This window comes from Nocardia sp. CS682 (assembly GCF_004634405.1).
Taxonomy (GTDB): domain Bacteria; phylum Actinomycetota; class Actinomycetes; order Mycobacteriales; family Mycobacteriaceae; genus Nocardia; species Nocardia ninae.
Window position 1 is genome coordinate 3,631,401 of sequence record NZ_CP029710.1, and the last position, 23,199, is coordinate 3,654,599.

17 protein-coding genes are annotated in these 23,199 nt (G+C 67.8%); 6 read left to right on the top strand and 11 right to left on the bottom strand.

Going from position 1 to position 23,199, the window contains the following annotated elements; genetic code table 11:
- Window positions 1-71 precede the first annotated feature (71 nt).
- From DMB37_RS16395 to DMB37_RS40550, 4 genes are all read right to left on the bottom strand, one after another.
- On the bottom strand, window positions 72-3,068 hold the full coding sequence (locus DMB37_RS16395) for a BTAD domain-containing putative transcriptional regulator (protein ID WP_167768864.1): 2,997 nt from the start codon (window positions 3,066-3,068) through the stop codon (window positions 72-74).
- Window positions 3,069-3,173: 105 nt separating this feature from the next.
- Window positions 3,174-4,088 carry a succinate--CoA ligase subunit alpha gene (sucD, locus tag DMB37_RS16400; RefSeq protein ID WP_069161670.1) on the bottom strand — a complete coding sequence of 305 codons (915 nt, stop codon included), beginning with the start codon at window positions 4,086-4,088 and terminating at the stop codon, window positions 3,174-3,176.
- Window positions 4,089-4,099: 11 nt separating this feature from the next.
- Window positions 4,100-5,266: an ADP-forming succinate--CoA ligase subunit beta gene (gene sucC / locus DMB37_RS16405; RefSeq protein ID WP_107659371.1), complete on the bottom strand. Its 1,167-nt coding sequence runs from the start codon at window positions 5,264-5,266 to the stop codon at window positions 4,100-4,102.
- A gap of 393 nt (window positions 5,267-5,659) precedes the next feature.
- Window positions 5,660-5,911, bottom strand: a complete 252-nt coding sequence (locus DMB37_RS40550; protein WP_167768654.1) for a hypothetical protein — start codon at window positions 5,909-5,911, stop codon at window positions 5,660-5,662.
- A 12-nt stretch (window positions 5,912-5,923) separates the two neighbouring features.
- On the opposite strand from DMB37_RS40550, the gene DMB37_RS16410 reads away from it, so the two are divergent.
- Together DMB37_RS16410 and DMB37_RS16415 are read left to right on the top strand one after the other, a co-directional pair.
- Complete coding sequence (locus DMB37_RS16410) at window positions 5,924-7,069, top strand: peptidoglycan DD-metalloendopeptidase family protein (protein WP_240772412.1); 1,146 nt, start codon at window positions 5,924-5,926, stop codon at window positions 7,067-7,069.
- Window positions 7,070-7,268: 199 nt separating this feature from the next.
- A complete protein-coding gene (locus tag DMB37_RS16415; RefSeq protein ID WP_135233463.1) occupies window positions 7,269-8,648 on the top strand; it encodes a DUF1731 domain-containing protein in 1,380 nt (459 codons plus the stop codon).
- 173 nt (window positions 8,649-8,821) lie between these two features.
- Here the strand turns inward: DMB37_RS16415 and DMB37_RS16420 are convergent, their stop codons facing one another.
- Window positions 8,822-9,247 carry a hypothetical protein gene (locus tag DMB37_RS16420; RefSeq protein WP_135233464.1) on the bottom strand — a complete coding sequence of 142 codons (426 nt, stop codon included), beginning with the start codon at window positions 9,245-9,247 and terminating at the stop codon, window positions 8,822-8,824.
- Between the two features lie 78 nt (window positions 9,248-9,325).
- Entirely contained in the window at window positions 9,326-11,947 is a 2,622-nt protein-coding gene (gene pcrA, locus DMB37_RS16425) for a DNA helicase PcrA (protein ID WP_206055262.1), read from the bottom strand.
- Window positions 11,948-12,332: 385 nt separating this feature from the next.
- Here pcrA and DMB37_RS16430 point away from each other — a divergent pair, with 385 nt between their 5' ends.
- Window positions 12,333-12,626 carry a chorismate mutase gene (locus DMB37_RS16430; RefSeq protein WP_014988338.1) on the top strand — a complete coding sequence of 98 codons (294 nt, stop codon included), beginning with the start codon at window positions 12,333-12,335 and terminating at the stop codon, window positions 12,624-12,626.
- A 125-nt stretch (window positions 12,627-12,751) separates the two neighbouring features.
- Here the strand turns inward: DMB37_RS16430 and DMB37_RS16435 are convergent, their stop codons facing one another.
- Window positions 12,752-14,206 (bottom strand): NAD-dependent succinate-semialdehyde dehydrogenase, encoded by a 1,455-nt coding sequence (locus DMB37_RS16435; protein ID WP_107659375.1) that lies wholly within the window; start codon window positions 14,204-14,206, stop codon window positions 12,752-12,754.
- A gap of 94 nt (window positions 14,207-14,300) precedes the next feature.
- Between DMB37_RS16435 and pgi the strand changes: the two genes are divergently transcribed.
- Complete coding sequence (pgi, locus tag DMB37_RS16440; RefSeq protein ID WP_135233465.1) at window positions 14,301-15,944, top strand: glucose-6-phosphate isomerase; 1,644 nt, start codon at window positions 14,301-14,303, stop codon at window positions 15,942-15,944.
- A gap of 3 nt (window positions 15,945-15,947) precedes the next feature.
- Here pgi and DMB37_RS16445 read toward each other — a convergent pair whose 3' ends face one another.
- From DMB37_RS16445 to DMB37_RS16460, 4 genes are all read right to left on the bottom strand, one after another.
- Entirely contained in the window at window positions 15,948-16,637 is a 690-nt protein-coding gene (locus DMB37_RS16445; RefSeq protein ID WP_240772413.1) for a nucleoside/nucleotide kinase family protein, read from the bottom strand.
- A gap of 105 nt (window positions 16,638-16,742) precedes the next feature.
- Window positions 16,743-18,422, bottom strand: a complete 1,680-nt coding sequence (locus DMB37_RS16450; protein WP_167768865.1) for a M4 family metallopeptidase — start codon at window positions 18,420-18,422, stop codon at window positions 16,743-16,745.
- A gap of 373 nt (window positions 18,423-18,795) precedes the next feature.
- On the bottom strand, window positions 18,796-20,415 hold the full coding sequence (locus DMB37_RS16455) for an acyl-CoA dehydrogenase family protein (RefSeq protein WP_135233467.1): 1,620 nt from the start codon (window positions 20,413-20,415) through the stop codon (window positions 18,796-18,798).
- Window positions 20,402-21,052 carry a TetR/AcrR family transcriptional regulator gene (locus DMB37_RS16460; protein ID WP_135233468.1) on the bottom strand — a complete coding sequence of 217 codons (651 nt, stop codon included), beginning with the start codon at window positions 21,050-21,052 and terminating at the stop codon, window positions 20,402-20,404. Before DMB37_RS16460 ends, DMB37_RS16455 begins: the two co-directional genes overlap by 14 nt.
- Window positions 21,053-21,154: 102 nt before the next feature.
- Here DMB37_RS16460 and DMB37_RS16465 point away from each other — a divergent pair, with 102 nt between their 5' ends.
- Both DMB37_RS16465 and DMB37_RS16470 read left to right on the top strand, forming a co-directional pair.
- Window positions 21,155-21,916 (top strand): crotonase/enoyl-CoA hydratase family protein, encoded by a 762-nt coding sequence (locus DMB37_RS16465; protein WP_135233469.1) that lies wholly within the window; start codon window positions 21,155-21,157, stop codon window positions 21,914-21,916.
- 41 nt (window positions 21,917-21,957) lie between these two features.
- Window positions 21,958-23,193 carry a hypothetical protein gene (locus DMB37_RS16470; RefSeq protein WP_240772414.1) on the top strand — a complete coding sequence of 412 codons (1,236 nt, stop codon included), beginning with the start codon at window positions 21,958-21,960 and terminating at the stop codon, window positions 23,191-23,193.
- Window positions 23,194-23,199 lie beyond the last annotated feature (6 nt).

The window sequence follows — 23,199 nt, forward strand, 5'->3', positions numbered from 1 at the left end:
ACGACCTGATCAGCCCGGTTCGGCCAGGTCGCGGGCCGTTTGCCCACCGCTAGCACCGCCCTCAGCCCCGCTCAGCACGGCTTCATCCACGTCTCACCGGTACAGCCGGTGTGCAACAGCCGGTCCGTGTAGCGCTGCCAGCCGAAGCCCGCCGCGGCGCACTCGGCACGGACGTCGGCGAGCAGCGCCCGCGCGCCCGCGGCGTCGCCCTCCGCGAACAGCAGCGCGACCGAGACGGCGCGGGCGGCCAGCAGTGGCACGCCGCCGGGCGCGGCCGCGAAGAACTCGTCGAGCAGCGTTGCGGCCGCGCCGGTTTCGCCCTTGGCCAGCAGCACGTCGGCCAGGTCGACGCGGGCCAGGCCGGTCGCGTCCGCCTCGTGCGCGAGGGCGGCGCGGCAGTACGACTCGGCCGCGTCGAGATTGCCCGCTGCGAGTGCGGCGGCGGCGCGGGTCAGGTCGTTCAGCGGCAGGATCTGCCGGTCGTCCAATCGGCGGGCGTAGTGGTCGGATTCCGCGGCGGTAGCCAGTGCCTCGTCCAGTCGCCCGAGACCGAGCAGTGCCTTGGCCCGGTTGCTCAGGCCGCGGGAGAGTCCGTGCTCGTCCTGGTGCGCCGCGTCGACCGCGCTGGATCGGGTGTAGGCGGCGAGCGCCTCGGCGGGATGTCCCGAATACAGCAGTGCCGTGCCGAGCGCGTCGGCGAACGAGGCACCCTGGGTGTCGCGTACGGCAAGCCGCTCCCCCTCGCGCAGCCGGGCGACGGCCTCGGGCAGCCTGCACCGTTCGATATCGACGATGCCCTGGTAATAGCGGACGGTTTGAGCGAGTTCGGCGTCATAGAGTGGCGCGGCCAGCTCGCCTGCCTTGGCCAGCTGTACCGCCGCGGCCTCCAGGTCGCCGGTCATCAGCGTATGAAAACCGTAGTGGCTCAGGGCCTGTGCCAGCTCGTACGGGGTGACCTCGGCAGACTCGGTGAGCGCGGCGTAGTGGCGCTGCGCCTCGTGGAACCAGGCCCTGGTCAGCCAGGGCACATGCATCTCCACCGCGAGCCGCAAACCATCGGTGGCCCTCGGCGTTACGGGCGCGCGCTCCAGCGCGGCCAGGATATTCGGCCATTCCGCGAATACCGCGGCGACCGACTCGGCGGCGGCGAATCCGTCGGGTGCACCGATCGTGCGCACCAGATTCAGGCACCAGCGCAGGTGTTCAGCGCGCAGTTGCTCGACCTCCCGCGCCTCCGTCAGCCTGGCCAGCGCGTAGTCACGGACGGTCTCCAACAGCAGGAAACGTCGTGCCGCACCGTCTGTCTGGACGCTGACGAGGTTCCGATTCACCAGCTCCACCATGGCCGGTGCGATGTCACCTTGCTCGAGATCGCCGGCCGGCACCACCGCCTCGGCGGCCTCCAGGGTGCAGCCGCCCGCGAAGACGCCGAGCCTGCGCAAGACCTTCTGCTCCCGGTCGTCGAGCAGTTCATAGCTCCAGTCCAGCGCCACCCGCAGGCTGGTGTGCCGACCGCCCGCGACGCCGCGCACGCCGCCGACGAGCAGCCGGACCCGATCGTCGATCCGTTGGGCCAGTTGGGAAATCGTCAGCGTCCTGGTGAGACCGGCGGCCAGCTCGATGCCCAGCGGCAGCCAGTCCACCGCCGCGCAGATGGCTACCAGGCTGTCCCGCTCCGCTGCCGTCACCAGCCCGTGCAGTCCAGCCCGCTCGATGAACAGCGCCACGGCGACACCGCGATCCAGCGGGCCCAACGGATACACCGACTCACCGGGTACCGCCAACGACCGCTGCGAGGTCACCAGGATGCTGAAACCCGTTGCCGCCATCACCAATTCGGTCACCGATTCGAGTACATGCTCCGCATTGTCCAGAACCAGTAGCGCACCGGCCCCGGCGAGCGCGTCGATGATCCCCGGCAGCGGGGCATTCGGATCGATCGACCCGTCGGCGGCCAGCTCGCCTGCCGCCAATGCCGCTGCCACCGCGGGCAGCACGTCGTCAGCGCGGTCGAGTGGTGCCAGCTCGACGAGGACGACCGGGCGGCCGGACCGATCGATCGAGCGCACGAGCTCGGCGGCGAGGCGCGACTTACCGCTGCCCGCGACACCGACCACCGTGATCAGGCCGGGCTGCGCGAGACGCGTTGTGAGCGTAGCGAATTCACGACTACGGCCGACGAAGCTCGTCATCGGTGCCGCCGGCACCGGCGCGGGGCTCCGCCTCGATCGCGGTTCCGTCGCGGAATCGTTGGCGCCGGCGGCCGTACTGCCCGGGGCGGAAGCCACCTGATCAGCCGAGGACAACTCACCACTCGACACGACCGCCGACGCACGCAACGCCGGATCATGTTCCAGGATGCGGCGTTCCAGCGCACCCGTATCCGGCGACGGGTCGACACCCAGCTCCTCGGACAACGCCCGCCGTAGCCGCGCCAGCCGGTCCAGCGCGTCGGCCTGCCGCCCCGTCCGATACAGGGCCAATGCCAACAGGCACGACAGCGGCTCGTGCAGCGGATGCTGGGCGACCAGACCGGTCAGCTCGGTCACCACCTCGCCTGCCGCACCGAGTTCGAGGTTCGCCTCCAACCCAGCGACGGTCAGCGAAAGCCGCCAATCATCGAGCCGCTCCCCTTCGGCGGCGACGAACGGAACAGCGCGCAGATCGGCCAGCGCGGGGCCTCGCCACAATCCGAGCGCGGCCTCGGCGGCCGCCGCGACAGCACCGTAGTCGCCTGCGCGCCGCGCGGTATGCAGCCGCTGCGCCGCCGCCTCGGCCGCCAGCAGGTCCGTCGCGGCGACTGTCGCCTGATAACCCGCAGGCGTGCGCCCGATGACCTCCGCCAACGGCCCCAGCGCGGCCCGCAATCGCGAAACAACTACTCGCAGTCGCTGTACCGGCCGTTCGACCTCGGCGCCCCACAGATCCTCGGCCAGTCGCCCATCCGGCACCGGGACGCGGTTCGCCAACGCCAACCGCACCAGCACCGCCCGCTCCAGCGGTCGATCGACGGTCACCGCGACACCGTCGGCCCACACCTGCACTGGACCCAACACCAGCACATCCACGCCGACAAGCATGCACCGTCCGGTATGCCCGTGTCTCCCGCATACTCCGCGCATGACGAAGGCCGCCCTCCGATTCGGAGAGGCGGCCTCGGTCATACTTCTCGATCAGGCGGTAACGCTTGCCTTCTCCAGGATTTCGCGAGCCAGCGCGGCGGTCTCGGACGGCGTCTTGCCGACCTTCACGCCCGCCGCCTCCAGCGCGTCCTTCTTCGCCTGGGCGGTGCCCGCCGAGCCGGAGACGATGGCGCCCGCGTGGCCCATGGTCTTGCCCTCGGGGGCGGTGAAGCCCGCGACGTAGCCGACGACCGGCTTGGTGACGTTGGCCTTGATGTAGGCCGCGGCCCGCTCCTCGGCGTCGCCACCGATCTCGCCGATCATCACGATCAGCTTGGTCTCGGGATCCTTCTCGAACGCCTCGATGGCGTCGATGTGGGTGGTGCCGATGACCGGGTCGCCGCCGATGCCGATGGCGGTGGAGAAGCCGAAGTCACGCAGTTCGTACATCATCTGGTAGGTCAGGGTGCCCGACTTGGAGACCAGGCCGACCGGGCCCTTGCCGGTGATGTTGGCCGGGGTGATGCCGACCAGCGCCTCGCCGGGGGTGATGATGCCGGGGCAGTTCGGGCCGATGATCCGGGTCTTGTTGCCCTTCTCGACGTTGTAGGCCCACGCGTACGCGGTGTCCTGCACCGGGATGCCCTCGGTGATGACCACGAGCAGCGGGATCTCCGCGTCGATGGCCTCGATGATGGCGTCCTTGGCGAACTTCGGCGGCACGAACGCGATGGAGACGTCGGCGCCGGTCTCCTTGATGGCCTCGGCGACGGTGCCGTACACGGGCAGCTCGACCGCGTTGCCGTCCTTGTCGGTGTGCGCGACGGTGGTGCCCGCCTTGCGCGCGTTGACACCGCCGACGACCTGGGTGCCTGCCTTCAGCATCAGTGCGGTGTGCTTGGTGCCCTCGCCGCCGGTGATGCCCTGGACGATGACCTTCGAATCCTTGTTGAGGAAGATAGACATTTCCGGGTTCCTTACTTGGCCGCTGCCAGTTCGGCGGCCTTGTCGGCGCCTTCGTCCATTGTCTGCGCAAGCGTGATCAGCGGGTGCGCGGCATCGGCGAGGATCTGGCGACCCTCGTCCACCTTGTTGCCGTCGAGACGGACGACCAGCGGCTTGTTCGCCTCGGCGCCGAGGATCTCCAGCGCCTTGACGATGCCGTTGGCGACCGCGTCACAGGCGGTGATGCCACCGAAGACGTTCACGAACACGCTCTTGACCTGGGAGTCACCCAGGATCACATCGAGACCAGCGGCCATCACCTCGGCCGAGGCGCCACCACCGATGTCGAGGAAGTTGGCGGGCTTGACGCCGCCGTGGTGCTCGCCCGCGTAGGCGACCACGTCGAGGGTGGACATGACCAGACCGGCGCCGTTGCCGATGATGCCGACCTCACCGTCGAGCTTGACGTAGTTGAGGTCGTTCTCCTTGGCCTTGAGCTCCAAGGGATCGGTCGCGTCCTTGTCCGCGAAGGCCTCGTGATCCGCGTGCCGGAACTCGGCGTTCTCGTCCAGGGTGACCTTGCCGTCCAGCGCGAGGATCTCGTCCTGCGGGGTGCGCACGAGCGGGTTGACCTCCACCAGGGTGGCGTCCTCCTTGACGAACACCTCCCACAGCTTCTGGATGGTCACGGCCGCGGCGTCGAGCACCTCGGCGGGCAGGTGGCCCTGCTCGGCGATCGAGCGGGCGAAAGCGAGGTCGACACCCTTGACGGCGTCGACGGCGACCTTGGCGAGGCGCTCCGGCTTGGTCGCGGCGACCTCTTCGATCTCCATGCCGCCTTCCACCGAGCACATGGCCAGGTAGGTGCGGTTGGACCGGTCGAGCAGGAAGGAGATGTAGTACTCCTCCGCGATGTCCTTGGCTTCGGCGACAAGGATCTTCTTGGTGATGTGGCCCTTGATATCCAGGCCGAGGATGTTCTGCGCATGCGTGAACGCGTCGTCCGGGGTGGCGGCGTACTTGACGCCACCCGCCTTGCCGCGGCCACCGGCCTTCACCTGGGCCTTGACCATCACCGGCTTGCCGATTTCCGCCGCGATGGCGCGGGCGTCCTCGGCCGTGTCCGTGACGCGGCCCTCGGACGAAGGCACTCCGTGCTTAACGAAGAGCTCCTTCGCCTGATATTCGAAGAGATCCATGTACTCACCGTCTCGTCTGCGTTGTGATGACAACGTCTTTGTTGGCGGCCCGACGTCGGAAGCGGGTCGGGTCGGACTCTAATCAGTCACATGGACGGCCAATCGGCCACGTTCATCCTAAGTGGCGCAGGTCACGGGCCGATAAGCGCGGCGGGAAAACCCCTGGCCAAGGCTACTCGCGAGTAGGTAGTTGACACCACGCCAGGTAGAACCGCCGAACCCGGGGCGACGGCGTGGTCTACTACAAACCGTCGTCGAACGAGTCCGCTCGCGTGCCCAATGCACAGATAGATATTCCGTGGTGTTACCGTGATCAATCTCACATGTTCGGACAGAAGGGCCGCAGCGCTTGCGGACCCTGCAATCGTTTCGTTACCGTCATTGCGGTCGATGTCACAGCACGGTCACGACTAGGAGGACGGCAAGCTTGATGCAGCACAGCACTCCGCAGATGGAGAGCCGTTCCGCAAACGACTCGTCGACGCCGCTGATCAGCAGGCACCTCGGCCCCGCGAACTTCTCCCGCTTCACCACGATGTGGCACCGCCGATGAACCATCGCTCCGCCCTCAAACCTGAAGATCGCGCTCAGTACGGACATCGTTATCGCAACGATGACGAACCGTTCGGGGCGCAGGCTTCGCATGGCAGGCCCTCGGTGGACCGGCAGCGGAACTCCTTGTTCAACGCGGCGCCGGCTCGGGACGACTACAACTCCGCGTCGCGGGCGCCCTACGGGAGCGCCGCGCCGCAGGCGGATTACCACGCCGCACCGTCCTATGGCGCAGCCCCGCAGGGGGACTACACCTTCCGCGCCGCAGGCACGCCGGACGACGGATACCGCGAGAACTCCTGGACCGCGAACGACTCGTGGTCGCAGCAGGATTCGTGGGCCCCGCAGGACGCATGGTCCGACGGCGCCGCTTGGAACGCGGGCGAAGCCTGGGGCGAAGAGCCCTACCAGGCACCCGAGGACAGCAGCTGGGCTCCGGAGGAGTCCTGGGCGCCCGACACCGAGCCGGAGAACCCGGCCACCCCCACCGTCATCCCCGGTCGCCGCGCCGCCAAACGCGGTGGCGCACACCGGCTGCCCGCACCGCCCGCCGCCCTCAAGGGACGTGCCGCGGTCGCCGCGGTCGCCGCGGGTGCGGTCGTCGCCGCCGGACAGGCCGCGCTCGCCTCGCCCGAACAGCCTTCGCAGTCCGTCGACTACGAGGCAGCCGGGCAGATCCACGAGATCGCCGCACAGTCCGTCAGCTTGGCCGACCCCAGCACCTCGCCGGAGTCGCCCCAGCTGCTCAATGTCTCGGGCCCGACGCATCTCGGCGACTTCAACGACATCCTGCAGAAGGGTCAGAAGTACGCCGAAGATCTGGCGGCGGCGGAAGCTGCGAAGCTGCGTCCGCTGTTCACCAAGTTCGCGGCGGGTAACTTCACCTCCGGATACGGCGCGCGCTGGGGTGTACAGCATCTCGGCATCGACATCGCCGGGCCGATCGGCACGCCGATCGTCGCGGTCGCCGACGGCACCGTGATCGAAGCGGGGCCTGCGGCCGGGTTCGGGATGTGGGTTCGGTTGCTGCACGACGACGGCACCGTCACCGTCTACGGGCACATCGACACCGCCACGGTGTCGCAGGGGCAGCGGGTGATGGCCGGCGATCAGATCGCCACCATCGGTAACCGCGGGTTCTCGACCGGGCCGCACTGCCACTTCGAGGTGTGGTTGAACGGGTCGGACAAGATTGATCCGGTGCCGTGGTTGGCTACGCGAGGGATCAGCTTGGGGCCTCAGCGGGACTGAGGGTTCCGGGTTTTCGGGCTCCGGGGTTCCGCCAACCGGGATGCGAAACGGTCGCCTTCCACCGGCTTTCATGATCAACGGCACGTGGCGGTCGGGGAATCCGACGTGTCCCCGCTGTCACGTCCCATCGATCTTGACTTTGGGGTGCGTGATGAGTCGCACGTACTGATCGGGGTGGCTGGGGGCTAGCGTCGGGGGTATGGCACGTACAACGACGTACACCCAGTTCATTGCGCTTTCAACGGAACTCGTGTGGGCGGTGGTGGCGGATCCGACGCGGTGGCCGGAGTGGAATCCGGGGGTCACCTCGGTTCGGCTGCACGGTCCGGTCGCGGTGGGCACCACCGGTGATTACCTGCCTCGCGGGCGGGTTGTCGGGACACTGCATGGGCAGACTGCTCCCCCGTTCGTCATCAGCACGCTGGTCCCGGGGCGGGAGCTGAGCATCGAGCAGCCGGAGCCGGCTGGGCGGATGCGGCTGACGTGGACGTTGACGCCACGAGACGGTGGCACCGAGATCAGTCGACAACTCACCTTCAGCGGACCCTCGGCGCCGGTCGCGCGGATGGTGGTGAGTCCGTTGCTGGAATCCGATACGCGAGTCACTTTCGCGAGGCTGGCGCAACTGGCGGGGATCAAGCCCGCGGCGACAGCACTGACGGCGGTAATCGCCGGTGGCACCGGTGCATTGGGCAAACATGTCGCAGCCGACCTCACCTGCCGCGGCCATCGGGTAACCGTACTCACCAGGCGACGCGACCCGGCGTTGCCGTTCACTCAGGTGGAGTGGGACGGCCGCACGGTGGGCGATTGGGTTGCGGCGCTGCGTAATCCAGGACCGACCGCGATCATCAATCTGGCGGGCAAACTGGTCGACGTCCGACCGAGCACCCGCAATATCGACGAATTACGCCGCAGCCGAGTGGCTTCCACGCGCGCACTGGTCGATGCGGCGGCCACACTCGACGCGCCCATCGACTACTGGGTGCAGGCCAGCACCACCGCGATCTGGTCGGATGCGGGCGAAACCCGTTGTACCGAAACAACTCCGGTGCCGGTAGGTCTGCCACAGATGACGGGTGTAGCGGAACCGTGGGAGCGGGCGTTCGACGGCGCCAACGCCACCCACTCGACCATTCTGCGCACCTCGATCGTGCTGGACCCGCAAGCTCCCGCGCTGAAACGCCTGAGCCAGTTGACCAAGGCGGGTCTCGGTGGGCGCGTCGGCCCGGGCGATCAGTGGTTCAGCTGGATACACGTCGAGGACTGGCTGGCCATCGTGCGCGCCGCCCTCGGCCTCGACCCACAGGTCACGCTGCCGAACGGAATCGTGGTGGCCGCCACCGACTTCCCGGTCCGCAACCGGGAGTTGATGGCCGCGCTGCGCAGACACCTGCGTCGCCCACCGGCACCACCCACCCCGTCGGCGCTACTGAAGATCGGCGCGATACTGCTGCGCAGCGACGCGGCCCTCGGCCTCACCGGTCGCCACGCCACCTCGGAAGTCCTACGGCAACAAGGCTTCACCTTCCGCTACCCGACCCTGGACGAAGCCTTGACCGACCTACTCCCGCGCTGAACGGGGCCGCCCCGTCGGGGGCTGCGGGCTACCACGGCGAGCGAGCGCCGACCTGATCCCGCTCGCGAAACCGCTACAAAACCGCCGCTGTGCGAGCCCCGGCCGGACCCGCGGCGAGCCCACTACGAAACCGCCGCACTGCGCGAGCCCCGGCCGGACCCGCGGTGAGCCCGCTACGGAGCTGCCGCGATCGCTAGTCCCAGCAGGGCAATGACTTTGGCTACTTCCAAACCGATGTACCAGAAGTGCGCGTGCGATCGTGGCAACTCCTCTCCGGCGAGTACGCGGTCGGCGCGCCGGCTCAACGGCGGGCGCACCACCAGGGTCTGCGCGGCGAGCAGCACCACGGCGACGGCGAGCCACACCCAGATACCCGGGCCGGGCGCGACCACCAGCGTCGCCAGTACCAGCGCGGCGGCCAGCACCGCCTCGACGACGTTCAAGGCCCGGAACACCAGCCGCCCGATACCGAGACCGAGCGCCAAGGTGACCCCGGGCGCACGGAACTTCAGCGGCGCTTCCAGGAACGAGATGGCCAGCACCATGCCGAGCCAGAGCATCGGGAGCAACCAGAGGACGTGCTGCGCGACCGTGTCCATGGCCGAACCCTATCTAGGCACGCAGCGGAACCGAAGGCCGCCGCCGGACGGCAGCTGCGAGCGGAACCGCTGCGACGGTCACAGTTTCACCAGTGTCCTGCTGTACTGCGGGATGAGCCGAATCTTGCCTGCGGTGCCGAAGTCGATGGTGACTGTGGCCAGCGGGCCGAAGCCCTCCGCGGCGATCACCTTCCCGAGTCCGTACTTGTCATCGCTCACCCGATCACCAATGGCCAGAACAAGATTGGTGTTGTTGCGGGTGGCACCACCGGGCGCCGGGCGACGCGGCCCACGATCACCGCGGACACCGGGCCGCTGCTCGGACCACCCGTCACCGCGGGTCCAGTCGCGTTCCATCCGATCGTCGTCACCCCGGCGACGGATACCGCGGGTCGCCGCGGAGCCGGTCGGCTCCAACCGCCGCCAGTCGATCAGATGATCCGGGATCTCCTGCAGGAAGCGGGATTCCGGATTGGAGACGGGCTGCCCCCACCCCGAACGCACCACCGCACGGGTCAGATACAGCCGTTTCCTGGCTCGAGTGATGCCGACGTAGGCGAGCCTGCGTTCCTCGGCCAGCTCGGTGGGGTCGCCCAGCGCCCGCATGTGCGGGAACTGACCGTCCTCCCAGCCGGTCACGAACACCACCGGGAACTCCAGCCCCTTGGCGGTGTGCAACGTCATCATGGTGACCACGCCGGTGCCCTCGTCCGGGATCTGATCGGTGTCGGCCACCAGCGAGACCCGCTCCAGGAACGCCGCGAGCGACCCGGGATCCGGTTCGCCCTCGGCCACCTCCGGCAACAGCCCCTCCTGCCGGGCCGCCTCCGCATTGTTGTACGCCTCGGAACTGAATTCCCGTGCGACGCTGACCAGTTCGTTGAGGTTGTCCAGCCGGGCGCCGTCCTGCGGGTCGTCGGACGCTTCCAGCTCGGCCCGGTAGCCGGTGCGTTCCAGCACCGCGTCGACGACATTGCCGACGTCGGGGAAGTCGAGGTTCTCCTGCACGCCCGCCGCCCTGATCTCCTCCAGCAGATCGAGGAAGCCGGCGATCGCGCGCTGGGCCCGAGTGTTGAGCAGCGCGACCTTGCCGTCGGCCGCATCCCGCAGGGCGGCGGCGAAACCGATCCCCCGCTGGTCGGCGTGCACCGCCACACAGGCTTCTGCCCGATCGCCGATGCCGCGGCGCGGGGTGTTCAGGATCCGGCGGACGCTGACCGCGTCCTCGGGGTTCTCCAGCACGCGCAGGTACGCGACGATGTCGCGGACCTCTTTGCGCTCGTAGAACCGGACGCCGCCGACCACCTTGTACGGCAGGCCCATCCGGATGAAGATCTCTTCCAGCGCACGGGAGTTGTTGTTGGTGCGGTAGAACACCGCGACGTCGCCGTAGTTGACCTCGCCCTGATCGACCAGTTTGTCGATCTCGCGCGCCACGAACGAAGCCTCGTCGTGCTCGTTGTCGGCGACGTAACCGGTGATCAGATCACCCTCACCGGAATCGGTCCACAGCTTCTTGTCACGCCGGTTCTCGTTGCGCGAGATCACCGCGTTGGCGGCGGACAGGATGTGCTGGGTGGAGCGATAGTTCTGTTCCAGCAGAATGGTTTCCGCGTCCGGGAAGTCGCGCTCGAACTCCTCGATATTGCGGATGGTCGCGCCGCGGAAGGCGTAGATGGACTGGTCCGCGTCACCGACCACACACAGCTCGCTGGGCGGCGCCTCGTCCTCGCTGCGGTCTTCCCGGTGATGACCGACCAGCTCACGCACCAGGATGTACTGCGCGTGGTTGGTGTCCTGGTACTCGTCGACGAGCACGTGCCGGAACCGGCGCCGGTAATACTCGGCGACCTGCGGGTGGTGCTGGAGCAGCGCCACCGTCTCGCCGATCAGGTCGTCGAAATCCAGTGCGTTCGCCGCGCGCAACCGCCGTTGATATTCGGTGTAGACGCGAGCCACCAGGGCGGGAAGCTCGGTCTCGTCCGACTCGGCGTCGGCGCTCGCCTGCTGCGGCCCGATCAGCTCGTTCTTCAGATTCGAGATCGCGGTCGACAGCAACCGGGCGGTGTATTTCTTGGTATCGATGTCGAAGTCGCGGCTGATCATGGTGAGCAGTCGCCGTGAATCATCGGCATCGTAGATGGAGAAATTCGAATTCAAGCCCGGCAGCAGGGCGGCTTGCATACGCAGAATTCGGACACAACTGGAGTGGAACGTCGAAACCCACATGTTGTTCGCACGCGGACCGACCAGTCCTATTACTCGCTCCCGCATCTCCGCGGCGGCCTTGTTGGTGAAGGTGATCGCGAGCACCTGACCCGGGGTCACGCCGCGGGCGGCGAGCAAGTACGCGATGCGTCGGGTGAGCACGGCGGTCTTGCCCGAACCCGCGCCGGCCACGATGAGCAGCGGCGCGCCACTGTGCACCACGGCCGCACGCTGCTGCGGATTGAGGCCGTCGAGCAGGTGCACGGCTTCTTCGGCGCGCCGACGCTCCCGCTCGACACGCCGTTGCTCCAATTCGGTGGCCGACGGCGGCGGCTCGGGAACAGCGGCCCGCTGCGTTTCCCGCACCGCACCTACCTCCTCGCCATGCCTGACCGCATCCTCGGTGTTACCACCGGTGAACTGCGGTTTGTGGGTCGAATCCGGCTGCAGGGCGCGACCGGCCTGCGTCTTGGGAGCCACCGTGATGTCCATCGCCCATCCACGCTACCGGCGGACACCGACAGAGATGAAGCCCCGGGCCGTATCGGTGACGGTCCGGTACCGCTTCGGCGAACGGCGGATGAACTCCCCAGGCAGGCGCCGCGACGAATCCGTCACCGCCTTCTCAGCAGATTCACAAAACCAAACGTTTTGCATAGCTACCCACCCGTGGCAGACTGGCGACATGATGAGTGCCCACGCGATACATCCGTTTCGGTTACCGACCGGATATCGTCATCGCGGCACCTGTATCTGAGCGCACCGTCCTTGGTAGCCAATTCGAAGGCCCTACCAGGTCTGTTTCACGGTGAAAGAACCGATCGGTAACGAGCCGGGCTCACCCGCCGATCCATGTTCTGACACGAGGAGATGAATGATGAGTACCCCCGCCACGACGACCGGGTCCGATTCGGCGCTGCCGCAGAGCGACGCGGAGATCGACAAGCTCCGTAAGGAGATCGATCGTCTCGATGCCGAGATCCTCGCGGCCATCAAACGTCGCACGGAGATCTCCCGGATCATCGGCCGGACCAGAATGGCCTCCGGCGGGCCCCGCCTCGTGCACAACCGCGAAATGAAGGTGCTGGAGCGCTTCAGCGAGCTCGGCCAGGAAGGCCACACCCTCGCGATGCTCCTGCTGCGCCTCGGCCGCGGCCGGCTCGGTCACTGACCTCTTTTTCTTCAGGCCGCTCGACGCGGCCATAGACCCCTGCGGCAAAAAGCTAGACAACCGCATCCCCCAGGCCGCCCCGGGTGTTCATCACCCCGGGGCGGTCGTTTCGTCGCTACGCCCGCTCAGCTGAGGGCGATGTACTTGGTGGAGAGGTATTCCTCGATGCCCTCGGTGCCGCCCTCGCGGCCGAAGCCGGACGCCTTGACGCCGCCGAAAGGTGCTGCGGGATCGGAGATCACGCCGCGATTCACGCCGACCATGCCGGATTCCAGGCCCTCGGCGACGCGCAACGCCCGATCCAGATCCCGCGTGTAGACGTAACTGACCAGGCCGAATTCGGTGTCGTTGGCCGCGGCGATGCCCTCCTCCTCGGTGGCGAAACCGACGATCGGGGCGACCGGTCCGAAGACCTCCTCGCGCAGGATCCTGGCCTGCGGCGGCACCTCGCTGAGGATGGTGGCGGGGTAGAACCAGCCCGGGCCGCCGGGGGCTTTGCCGCCGAGCCGGAGCTTGGCGCCCACCGCCACCGCGTCCTCGACCAGTTCGCTGACCGTGTCGAGCTGCTCCTCGTTGATCAGCGGGCCGAGGGTGGTGTTCGGATCGGTGCCGGGGCCGAGGGTCACGCCTTCGGCCATCGCCTCGACGAACTTGCTGGTGAACTCCTCGAGCACGCCGTTCTGCACGTGGAAGCGGTTGGCCGCGGTGCACGCCTCACCACCGTTGCGCAGCTTGGCCAGCATGGCGCCCTGCACGGCCGCGTCGATATCGGCGTCGTCGAACACCACGAACGGCGCGTTGCCGCCGAGCTCCATCGACGTGCGCAGCAGCCCGTTCGCCGACTTCTCCACCAGCTTCTTGCCCACCTCGGTGGATCCGGTGAAGGTGAGCTTGCGCAGCCGGGGGTCGTCGAGCAGTGGCTGGGTCACCGCGCCGGAGCGGCTCGACGTGATCACCGAAAGCACCCCGTCCGGTAGCCCGGCCTCGCTGCACAGCTTGGCGAGCAGCAGCATGGTCAGCGGCGTCGCGGAGGCGGGTTTGACGATCATCGTGCAGCCCGCGGCCAGTGCGGGGCCGATCTTGCGGGTGCCCATGGCCAGCGGGAAGTTCCACGGCGTGATCGCCAGGCACGGCCCGACCGGCTGCTTGTGCACCATGATCCGGCCGGTGCCCGACGGCGCGTGCAGGTAGCGCCCGTGCACCCGGACAGCTTCCTCGCTGAACCAGCGGAAGAACTCCGCGCCGTACTTCACCTCGTTGCGGCTCTCCGGCAGCGCCTTGCCCATCTCCAGGGTCATCAGCAGCGCGAACTCCTCGGCCCGCGCGGTGATCTGCTCGAAGACCGTGCGCAGGATCTCGCCGCGCTCGCGCGAGGGCCGCGCGGCCCACTCGGCCTGCACCGCGACGGCCGCGTCCAGCGCGCGCACCGCGTCCTCGGGGGTCGCGTCGGCGACCTGGGTCAGCACCTCCCCCGTGGCCGGGTTGTGCACCGGGAAGGTGCCGCCGCCGGTGGCGGGCACCGGCCCGCCGATCCACAGCTGCGTCGGGACGGATTCGAGAACTTCGCGTTCGGACACCATGAGGCCAGCGTAGGCCGAGCTGCGGCGGTTCTCACCGAGTCTCCCGGGGTGTTTGCCGTGCGCGCCGGTGGGGCGGTGAGTAACCTCGGCGGACGTGAGCAGCGACATCACCGCGACGGCGGCCTGGCGGAAACTGCACGAGCACTTCGACGGGATCGCGGGGCGCCATCTCAGAGAGCTCTTCGCCGACGATCCTTCCCGTGGCCGTGCCATGACAATCGACGTGGCGGACCTGCACATCGACTTCAGCAAGCACCGCGTCAACCGGGAAACCCTGCACCTGCTCGTCGAATTGGCGCGCGAGGCCGGGGTGCCCGAGCGCAGGGACGCGATGTACCGCGGCGAGCACATCAACACCTCGGAGGACCGCGCGGTCGCGCACATCGCGCTGCGCCTGCCCGAGGGCGCGTCGCTGATCGTCGACGGCGCCGACGCGGGCGCCGAGGTGCACGAGGTGCTGCGGCGGATGGGCGAGTTCACCGACGCGCTGCGCTCCGGCGACTGGCGCGGGGCCACCGGCGAACGCATCAGCACCGTGGTGAACATCGGCATCGGCGGTTCCGATCTCGGGCCGGTGATGGTGTGCCAGGCGCTGCGGCACTACGCCGACGCGGGCCTCGGCGCCCGGTTCGTCTCCAATGTCGATCCGGCCGATCTGGTGGCGAAACTCGACGGACTCGACCCTGCGACAACGCTGTTCATCGTCGCCTCCAAAACCTTCTCCACCCTGGAGACGCTGACCAACGCGACCGCAGCCCGGCGCTGGCTGGTCGACGCGCTCGGCGAGGACGCCGTCGCCAAGCACTTCGTCGCCGTCTCGACCAATGCCGAGAAGGTCGCCGAGTTCGGCATCGACACCGCCAACATGTTCGGCTTCTGGGACTGGGTGGGCGGGCGCTACTCGGTGGATTCCGCGATCGGCCTCGCGGTGATGGCCACCATCGGCAAGCAGCGTTTCGCCGAGTTCCTGGCGGGCATGCACGCGGTGGACGAGCATTTCGCGAACGCGCCGCTGGAGGCGAACGCGCCGGTGCTGCTCGGCCTGCTCGGCGTCTGGTACTCGAACTTCTTCGGCGCGGAATCCCGTGCGGTGCTGCCCTATTCGAACGATCTGGCCCGTTTCCCGGCCTATCTGCAGCAGCTGACGATGGAGTCGAACGGCAAGTCGGTGCGCGCCGACGGCAGCCCGGTCAGCACCTCCACCGGCGAAATCTTCTGGGGCGAACCGGGAACCAACGGCCAGCATGCGTTTTATCAACTGCTGCACCAGGGTACGCGGCTGATCCCGGCGGACTTCATCGGATTCGCCCGCCCCACCGACGATCTGCCCACCCGCGACGGCACCGGCAGCATGCACGACCTGCTGATGAGCAACCTGTTCGCGCAGACCAAGGTGCTCGCGTTCGGCAAGACCGCCGAGGAGATCGCCGCCGAGCGCACCGACCCGAAGGTGGTGCCGCACAAGGTGATGCCGGGCAACCGGCCGAGCACCACCATTCTCGCGCCGCAGCTCACCCCGTCGGTCGTCGGCCAGTTGATCGCCCTCTACGAACACCAGGTGTTCGTCGAAGGCACCATCTGGGGCGTCGACAGCTTCGACCAGTGGGGCGTCGAACTCGGCAAGCAGCAGGCGCTGGCACTGGCGCCATTACTGACGTCCGCGGAAGAGCCCGAACCGCAAGGGGATTCGTCCACCGACGCGCTAATTCGCTGGTATCGCGCCAAGAAGCAGTCCTGACGCTCAGCGCCACACCTCGTAGCGTCCGCCGCGTTGGCGCAGCACCAGATCGGCACGGAACTTGGTGGTGTCGATCAGGTCGGCGTTGCGTAGGTCGCTGTCGTGCACCTTGACTTCGGCGGCCGCGGCGGTGCGGCCGCCGCGAATATGGCGGCGCAGCAACCGTTGCTCGAGCAGCGCCCGCGGTGCGTCGAGGTACCAGCATTCGTCGAGCAGCTTGCGCACCGCCGACCATTCCCGGTCCCCGACATCGTCGAGCAACAGGTAATTCCCCTCGGTGAGCACGATCGTCTGCCGTTCGAAGACGATGCCCGCCGGGATCGGGTCGCCCACCGTGCGATCGAAGACCGGCCACGGCACCGGCTCGCCGAGCGGGGCATCGCGGAGCCTGCGCAGATTCGCCACGAAAGCCGCGGTATCGAAAGTGTCCGGTTCGCCTTTGCGGGCAAGGTTTCCCGCGGCTCGCAGGACCTCGTCGGTCAGGTGATAACCGTCCATCGGCGCGATTTCCGCCATCGGCGCATCGGCATTCAACGCCTTGCGCAGCCGGACCGACAGGGTGGACTTGCCCGCTCCCGGCGGCCCGACAATGCCGAGCAGATACCGGCTACCGCGCCCGGCCGAGTGCTCACGCACCCGCTGTACGAGCGCGCTCAACGACGTTTCGGCGTACGCCCTGTCCACCACAGTCACCCTACCGAGTGAAATCCGTAGTCCGGCACGAGCAAAACAAAAAGGACATCTCACCGAGCCCTTGCCGGGCCCGGTGAGATGTCCGATTTCTACCGGGAGTTGTTCCTAGGTACGGGTCTGCTGTTGCGGCAGCTTGGTGGCCTTGGTGGCATTTGCCACCTGGACACAATCAGCAGCCGTGGTGCCGGCAGTTCCGTTGCGGACATTGGTATTGCACGCGTTCTTCAGCGCGGTGGACAATGCCGCGTAGTTGGAATTCGACGTGAGCAGTGTCTGGGTGGTCCAGTACAACGCTGCGGTCTTCTCCAGGCCGATCGCGGTGACGTTGACGCTGTTGAGGCTGCCGCCGTCGACCATCAGCTGCGCGGTCTTGTTGCCGACGCCGCTGTTGATGTGCACGCCGCCGCTGTCACCGGTGCCGGTGTACCAGTAGCGACCCCGGTACGTGTCGGGATCCTGGTAGGCGTTCGGGTTCTTCATGTCGCGGATCACGCCGATCGAGCTGCAGGCGCCGAGCTTCCACCGGTTGGCGGCGGTGTTGCACGGGTTGCTGGTGTTCACCAGGAAGGTGAGCTCGCCGAAGATGTCGGACATGGACTCGTTGATCGCACCGGGCTCGTTGCGGTAGACGAGACCGTTGGTGTGCTGGGTCACGCCGTGGGTGAGTTCATGGCCGGTGATGTCCTCGGTGGTGAGACCCGAACCGTAGGCCATGTAGCTGCCGGACCAGAAGGCGTTCTGGTACGGGCACGCGGTGGTGGTGCAGAGCCGGACCGTGGCGCGCAGCGCCTTGCCCTTGCCGTCCCCGGTGTCGGAGCCGATGAGGTTGGTCAGGTTCGCCAGCTTGGTGTACTTGGCGTAGAAGGCCTCGGTGTTGCCCAGGTAGGTGTAGATGTCGTCGACATCCTTGATACCGACCGGTGCCTGACCCTCGGACCTGGTGGAACGCAGGGTTCCGGTGCCGCAGCCCGCCCGGTTGGGATCGATGCGACGGTTCGCGTTGTCGCACACCACCCGGTTGAGGTGCTTGGTCTCACTCCAGCTGTCGAGCACCTTGTTGGTGCTGTTGGCGTCGACGAAGACGATCCACTTCGCGGGCTCGCCGTTCTTGTCCTCGCTGGCGCCGTTGATCTCGACCTTGAACGCCGGGACCGCGACACTCTGCGCCTCGTCCTTGGCGGCCAGCTTCGCGTCGTACCAGAAGGCCTTCGTGTCGTCCACGGCCAGCTTGTCCGGCGCCGTCTTGCTCTGCTCGGCAACCTTCTTCAGCGCGGTGGCCTGGACCTGTGCGGTCGGCGTCGTCGTGGTGAACTTGCCCTTCGACTTCTTCGCCAGCGCGCCGGTCACCGAGATGAGGGCGCCGTCGGCGGTCAGCGACTGCGCCGCCGATGCGCCGAACACCTGTACCTTGTCGATCTCCTGACGCAGCCGGACCGTGGACCCCTCACCAACCTGGAACACGGACTCGACCACCAGGTCGCCAGCGGTATCGCCATTTCCGCTGAGCGCCTTGTGCACACCGGGCGCGTGCGCCTGCGCGGCGGCGGGCGCCTCGGCAGGCGTGCCCGACGGTGCCGGAACCAGATCCTTGGGCACCACCTGCTGGACGGCGCCTTGAGAATCGGTCGTTACTTCTTTCGGGACCGCGGACAGATCGGAACCCGCCGGCGCGGATGGACTCACCGGCGGCGCGCCACCGGCCGGGCCGGGCGCGAACATCATTGCCGCAACAGCAATTAACGCGAGGGCGGAATTTCGTCCCGCCCGTATATGTGTGGGTTTCATGACCAAGTAGAACCACATACCGGCGGTCAACTCGACTGGAGACGAGACTGGGGAAAACGATAGCTGGGCTGGGAATCTTCAAGCTATCGACGGGCGAGTGCCGCCAATTGTTATGCGCGAATATCTTTGACGGCTATTGATATTGGACGGCGTATCACCATTCCGCGGCGCCCGCCGGGGCAGGCAATTACCCGAGCCGATAACCCGGGATACGGGACCGAAACCTAAAGCACTCAGCGAGAACAGGTTTCATCACACCCCCTAGTGCAGGTACGACTCGGTACCCCGGTTAAAGATCAACAACATCCCGCGCTGGTTCACCAGAACTGCTGTTGCCCAATCTCTTCGAACGTTCCGAGGTAGTCGAACCGACTCAGACCAACGCGCGCTCCAGGATGGCTCCGGTGTCCACGCCGGTCGGCAGCGTACCGAAGGCAATGCCCCAATCGTCGCCGAGCCGGCTGGCACAGAAGGCATCCGCAACGGCCGGATGTCCGTGCCGCACCAACTGCGCGCCTTGCAATACCAGGGCCATGAGCTCGACCACGCGGCGGGCGCGGTATTCGATGTCGCTGAGATCGGCGAGCTCCTTACCGACCCGGGCGATGGCGTCGTCGAGCCGCGGGTTCGCACCGCGCGCCAGCGAGACCTCGGCGAAGTAGGCCTCGACGGTCTCCGGCTGACGACCCATGGCGCGCAACGCATCCAGCGCCGCGACATTGCCGGATCCTTCCCAGATCGACATCAGCGGTGCCTCGCGATAGAGCCGCGGCATCCCGGACTCCTCGGCATAACCGTTGCCGCCGAAGCACTCCAGTGCCTCGGCCGCGTGCGAGGGTGCGCGCTTGCATACCCAATATTTGGTGACCGCCAACGCGATTCGGCGCAGGGCCGCCTCGGCCGGGTCGCTGGTCGCCCGGTCGGTGGCACCCGCGAGCCGCATCATCACCGTGGTCGCTGCGTCGGACTCGATCACCAAGTCCGCCAGCACATTCCGCATGGCCGGTTGGTCGATCAGCTTGGCGCCGAACGCTTCTCGATGCCTGGCGTGGTGCGCGGCGAACACCACTCCGGTCCGCATGCCGGTCGCCGAACCGATCACGCAGTCCAGCCTGGTCATGTTCACCATCTCGATGATGGTCTTGACCCCGGCGCCTTCCGCGCCGACCAGCCAGCCGGTGGCGTTCTCGTATTCGATCTCCGAGGACGCGTTGGACTTGTTGCCGAGCTTGTCCTTGAGCCGTTGGATACGAATGGGATTGCGCGTGCCGTCCGGCAGCACCCTGGTCAGCAGGAAACAGGACAGCCCGCCGGGCGCCTGGGCCAGTGTGAGGAACATGTCCGACATCGGGGCCGAGGTGAACCACTTGTGCCCGACGATGCGGTACGAGCCGTCGGGTTGCGGTGTCGCCGTGGTGGTGTTGGCGCGCACGTCCGAGCCGCCCTGCTTCTCGGTCATCGACATGCCCGCGATGAGACCGGCTTTCGACGACGGCTCCCGCAAGCCGAAGTCGTAGACGCTTGACCCGAGCAGCGGTTCGTATTTCGCCGACAGTTCCTTGTTGTGCCGCAGCGCGGGCACCACGGCGTAGGTCATCGAGATGGGGCACATGTGCCCGGCATCGGCGGCGCCCCAGGTGTAGAACTTGGCTGCTCGGACGACGTGCGCACCGGGTCGCTCGTCCAACCACGGCGCGCCGTGCAGGCCATGCGACACAGCGACATTCATCAGGTCGTGCCAGTGCGGGTGGAACTCCACCTCGTCGACCCGGTGGCCGTAACGGTCGTGCGTGTGCAGCACCGGCGGGTACTCGTTGGCCAGCCGCCCCCACTCCTGCGCCTCGACACCGCCTGCGAGCACGCCGAGTTCGCGGACCTCGGCCTCGGCCCAGCCCGCGCCCTCGCGGTGCAGGCCCTCGAGCAGCGCCGGATTCCGCGAGACATCGAAGGGGGCGATGTCGGGCACCTGATTGAAGACTTCATGCGTCTGCATCGGACACTCCTGATTCCTGCCGAGCGACCGAACCGCTCGGCGCCGCGCGCACGCCGAGTGCGCGTAGTGCGAAGGTAATGAGTTCGGGGACAACGGATTCCCCGTGTGGTGCGGCCGCGAGCGGACCGACCAGCACCTCGCCGATCGCGCCGACCAGTGCGGCCGCACTGGTCCTGGCGTCCTGCGCGGGCAGTTCACCGCGCGAAACACCCTGCGCGACAGCAGATTCGAACGCCTCGGCGAAGGCGCGGCGGAAGTGCAGCCGCTCGGTGTCGACCACGGTATCGACAGGCTCGACGAGTAGCACGTAGGCGAGTTTCGGATTCTTCAGCGCACGCCCGGCAAACGTCTCCACCGCGGCGCTCACCCGCTCCACGGCCGTGCCGGTGGCACTGGCCGCGACCACGGCGGCCACCTCCCGGGCCACCACCTTGCGGAATACCGCGGTGACCAGGTCGGCCTTGCCCGCGAAGTTCTTGTACACGGTGCCGGTGGCCACGCCCGCCTCCGCCGCGACCGCGGCCATGGACATCCCGGCGTAGCCCGCCTCGGCCAGCACCTTGGTCGCAGCTTGCACGATCAGCCCCGCCTGCGCGTCCAGGCGGGCCTGCACGGCGGGGGTTCTGCGGTAGGCCACACAAGAAGTGAACCATGGATTCATTTCTTGCCACAAGGGGGGTTTTACGGCGTATGGTCGGATCGTGATCGAGCGGAACGAACGAAACAACGAGGTGGCGTCGTGACTGTACGAATCGAGCGCAAGGGTCCGGTGACCACCGTGATCCTGCACCGTCCCGAAGCGCGCAACGCGGTCGACGGGCCCACCGCCGCGGCGCTGGCCGCCGCGTTCCGCGAGTTCGACGCCGATCCCGAGGCCTCGGTGGCGGTGCTCTGGGGCGACGGCGGCACCTTCTGCGCGGGCGCCGACCTCAAGGGCCTCGGCACCGAACGATCCAACGTGGTCACCGAGGACGGCGACGGACCGATGGGGCCCACCAGGATGCGGCTGTCCAAGCCGGTGATCGCCGCCGTCTCCGGTTACGCCGTCGCGGGCGGGCTGGAGCTCGCGCTGTGGTGTGATCTGCGAGTTGCCGAGCAGGACAGTGTCTTCGGCGTGTTCTGCCGCCGCTGGGGCGTGCCGCTCATCGACGGCGGCACCCTGCGCCTGCCGCGGATAATCGGCACCGGGCCCGCCATGGACATGGTGCTCACCGGCCGCCCCGTCGACGCGGCGGAGGCGCTGCGGATCGGCCTGGCGAACCGCGTGGTCCCGACGGGCGAGGCCCGCAGCGCCGCAGAGCAACTCGCCGCCGAACTCGCCGCACTGCCGCAGGTCTGTCTGCGCTCGGACCGCATGTCGCTGCTCGAGCAGGACGGGATGGACGAGGAGACCGCGCTGCGCAACGAGTTCCGGCACGGTATGACCGCATTGGCCAACGGCGCGCTCGAAGGGGCGCAGCGCTTCGCCGCCGGTGCGGGGCGCCACGGCGCGCAGGCGTAAATTTCCGGCACGAGCGAGAGCGAGGTGTTGCGGTGCGCCCGATGGGCCGGTTGAGCGTCGTCGACGAGATCTTCCTTCGTACCCATCGCGGCCTCGGCACTCCCATTGCGTTGCAAGGCTTGTGGCGCACTGCCGATCGCATCGATCCCGAGTTGCTGCGCGGGGTGCACGCGGCGCTGCGCACCGGGCCGCTGGGGCGACGGGTGATGCGGCCGCGGGTGCCCGGTGCCCGCCGCGGCTGGCAGCCGAATACGCGCGCGCATCCGCTGGTGCTCACCGAACAACCGCTGGCCGTGAGCGCTCTGCTGGCATGGGCCGACGCGCAGGGCACTGATCTCGATCCGGAGTTCGGGCCCGGCTGGCGGCTGTCCGCCGTCGCGCTGGACGACGGCGGTTCCCTTGTCTGCCTGACTTGTTCGCATGCGCTCGCCGACGGTCGAGCGCTCGTGCACGCGGTGGATGATGCGCTCGGCGGCACACCGTTGACCGCCTCCGCTGCCGCCGAATCGGAGTGGGCCGATGCCCGCCGTCAGTGGTCGATCGTGCTGCGCGGCACGGGACGGGCGTTGCGCCAAGGAATTCCGGAACGACCGCGTCACGAGCCAGTCAGCGATACCTGGATCCCGCCCGGCACACAGACACCCGGCGCGATATTTCAGTGCGCCGTATCGGACTGGGAGCGGGCGGCCACCGCGCGGGACGGCACCGCCAATAGTCTGTTCATCGCGGTGATCGCGAACCTGCTGTGGGCCAGTGGCTTTCCGCGAGAGACGATCGATGCGAGCCTTCCGGTCGACACCCGTGACGAACCACGCGTCGACAACGACCTCGCGATGACCGACATCACCATCGACCGCGCCGATACCCCGGCATCGATTCGCGAGAAGGCCCGCGCCGCCTACGAGCGCCGCATGACCAGCCCCGGCGGCATGCCGGAGGAGTTACTACAGGTGATCCCCGACCTGTGGGCGTTCGCCTTGTCCAAGGGTGCGGGCGAACGAGACATCCTGTGTTCCAACATCGGCACGTTGCCCACCAGCCTGCGCATGCTCGGCCCGCACCGCTGCCTCGGCGTCGCTGCCCGCGCCATCCACCCCGGCCTGACGGCCGCGCAATGGCCGAGGACGCGCCTGTCCGGCTACCTCTGCCGCATCGCCGACGACTACGTTCTCTCGCTGGTCGGCCTCGACCCGGTGCACATCGAATCCGCTACTGCGCTGGCCGATCTGGGGCGGCAGGCCCTGTCGTCGTTCGGGCTGTCCGCCCGCGGCTGGTGACCGACT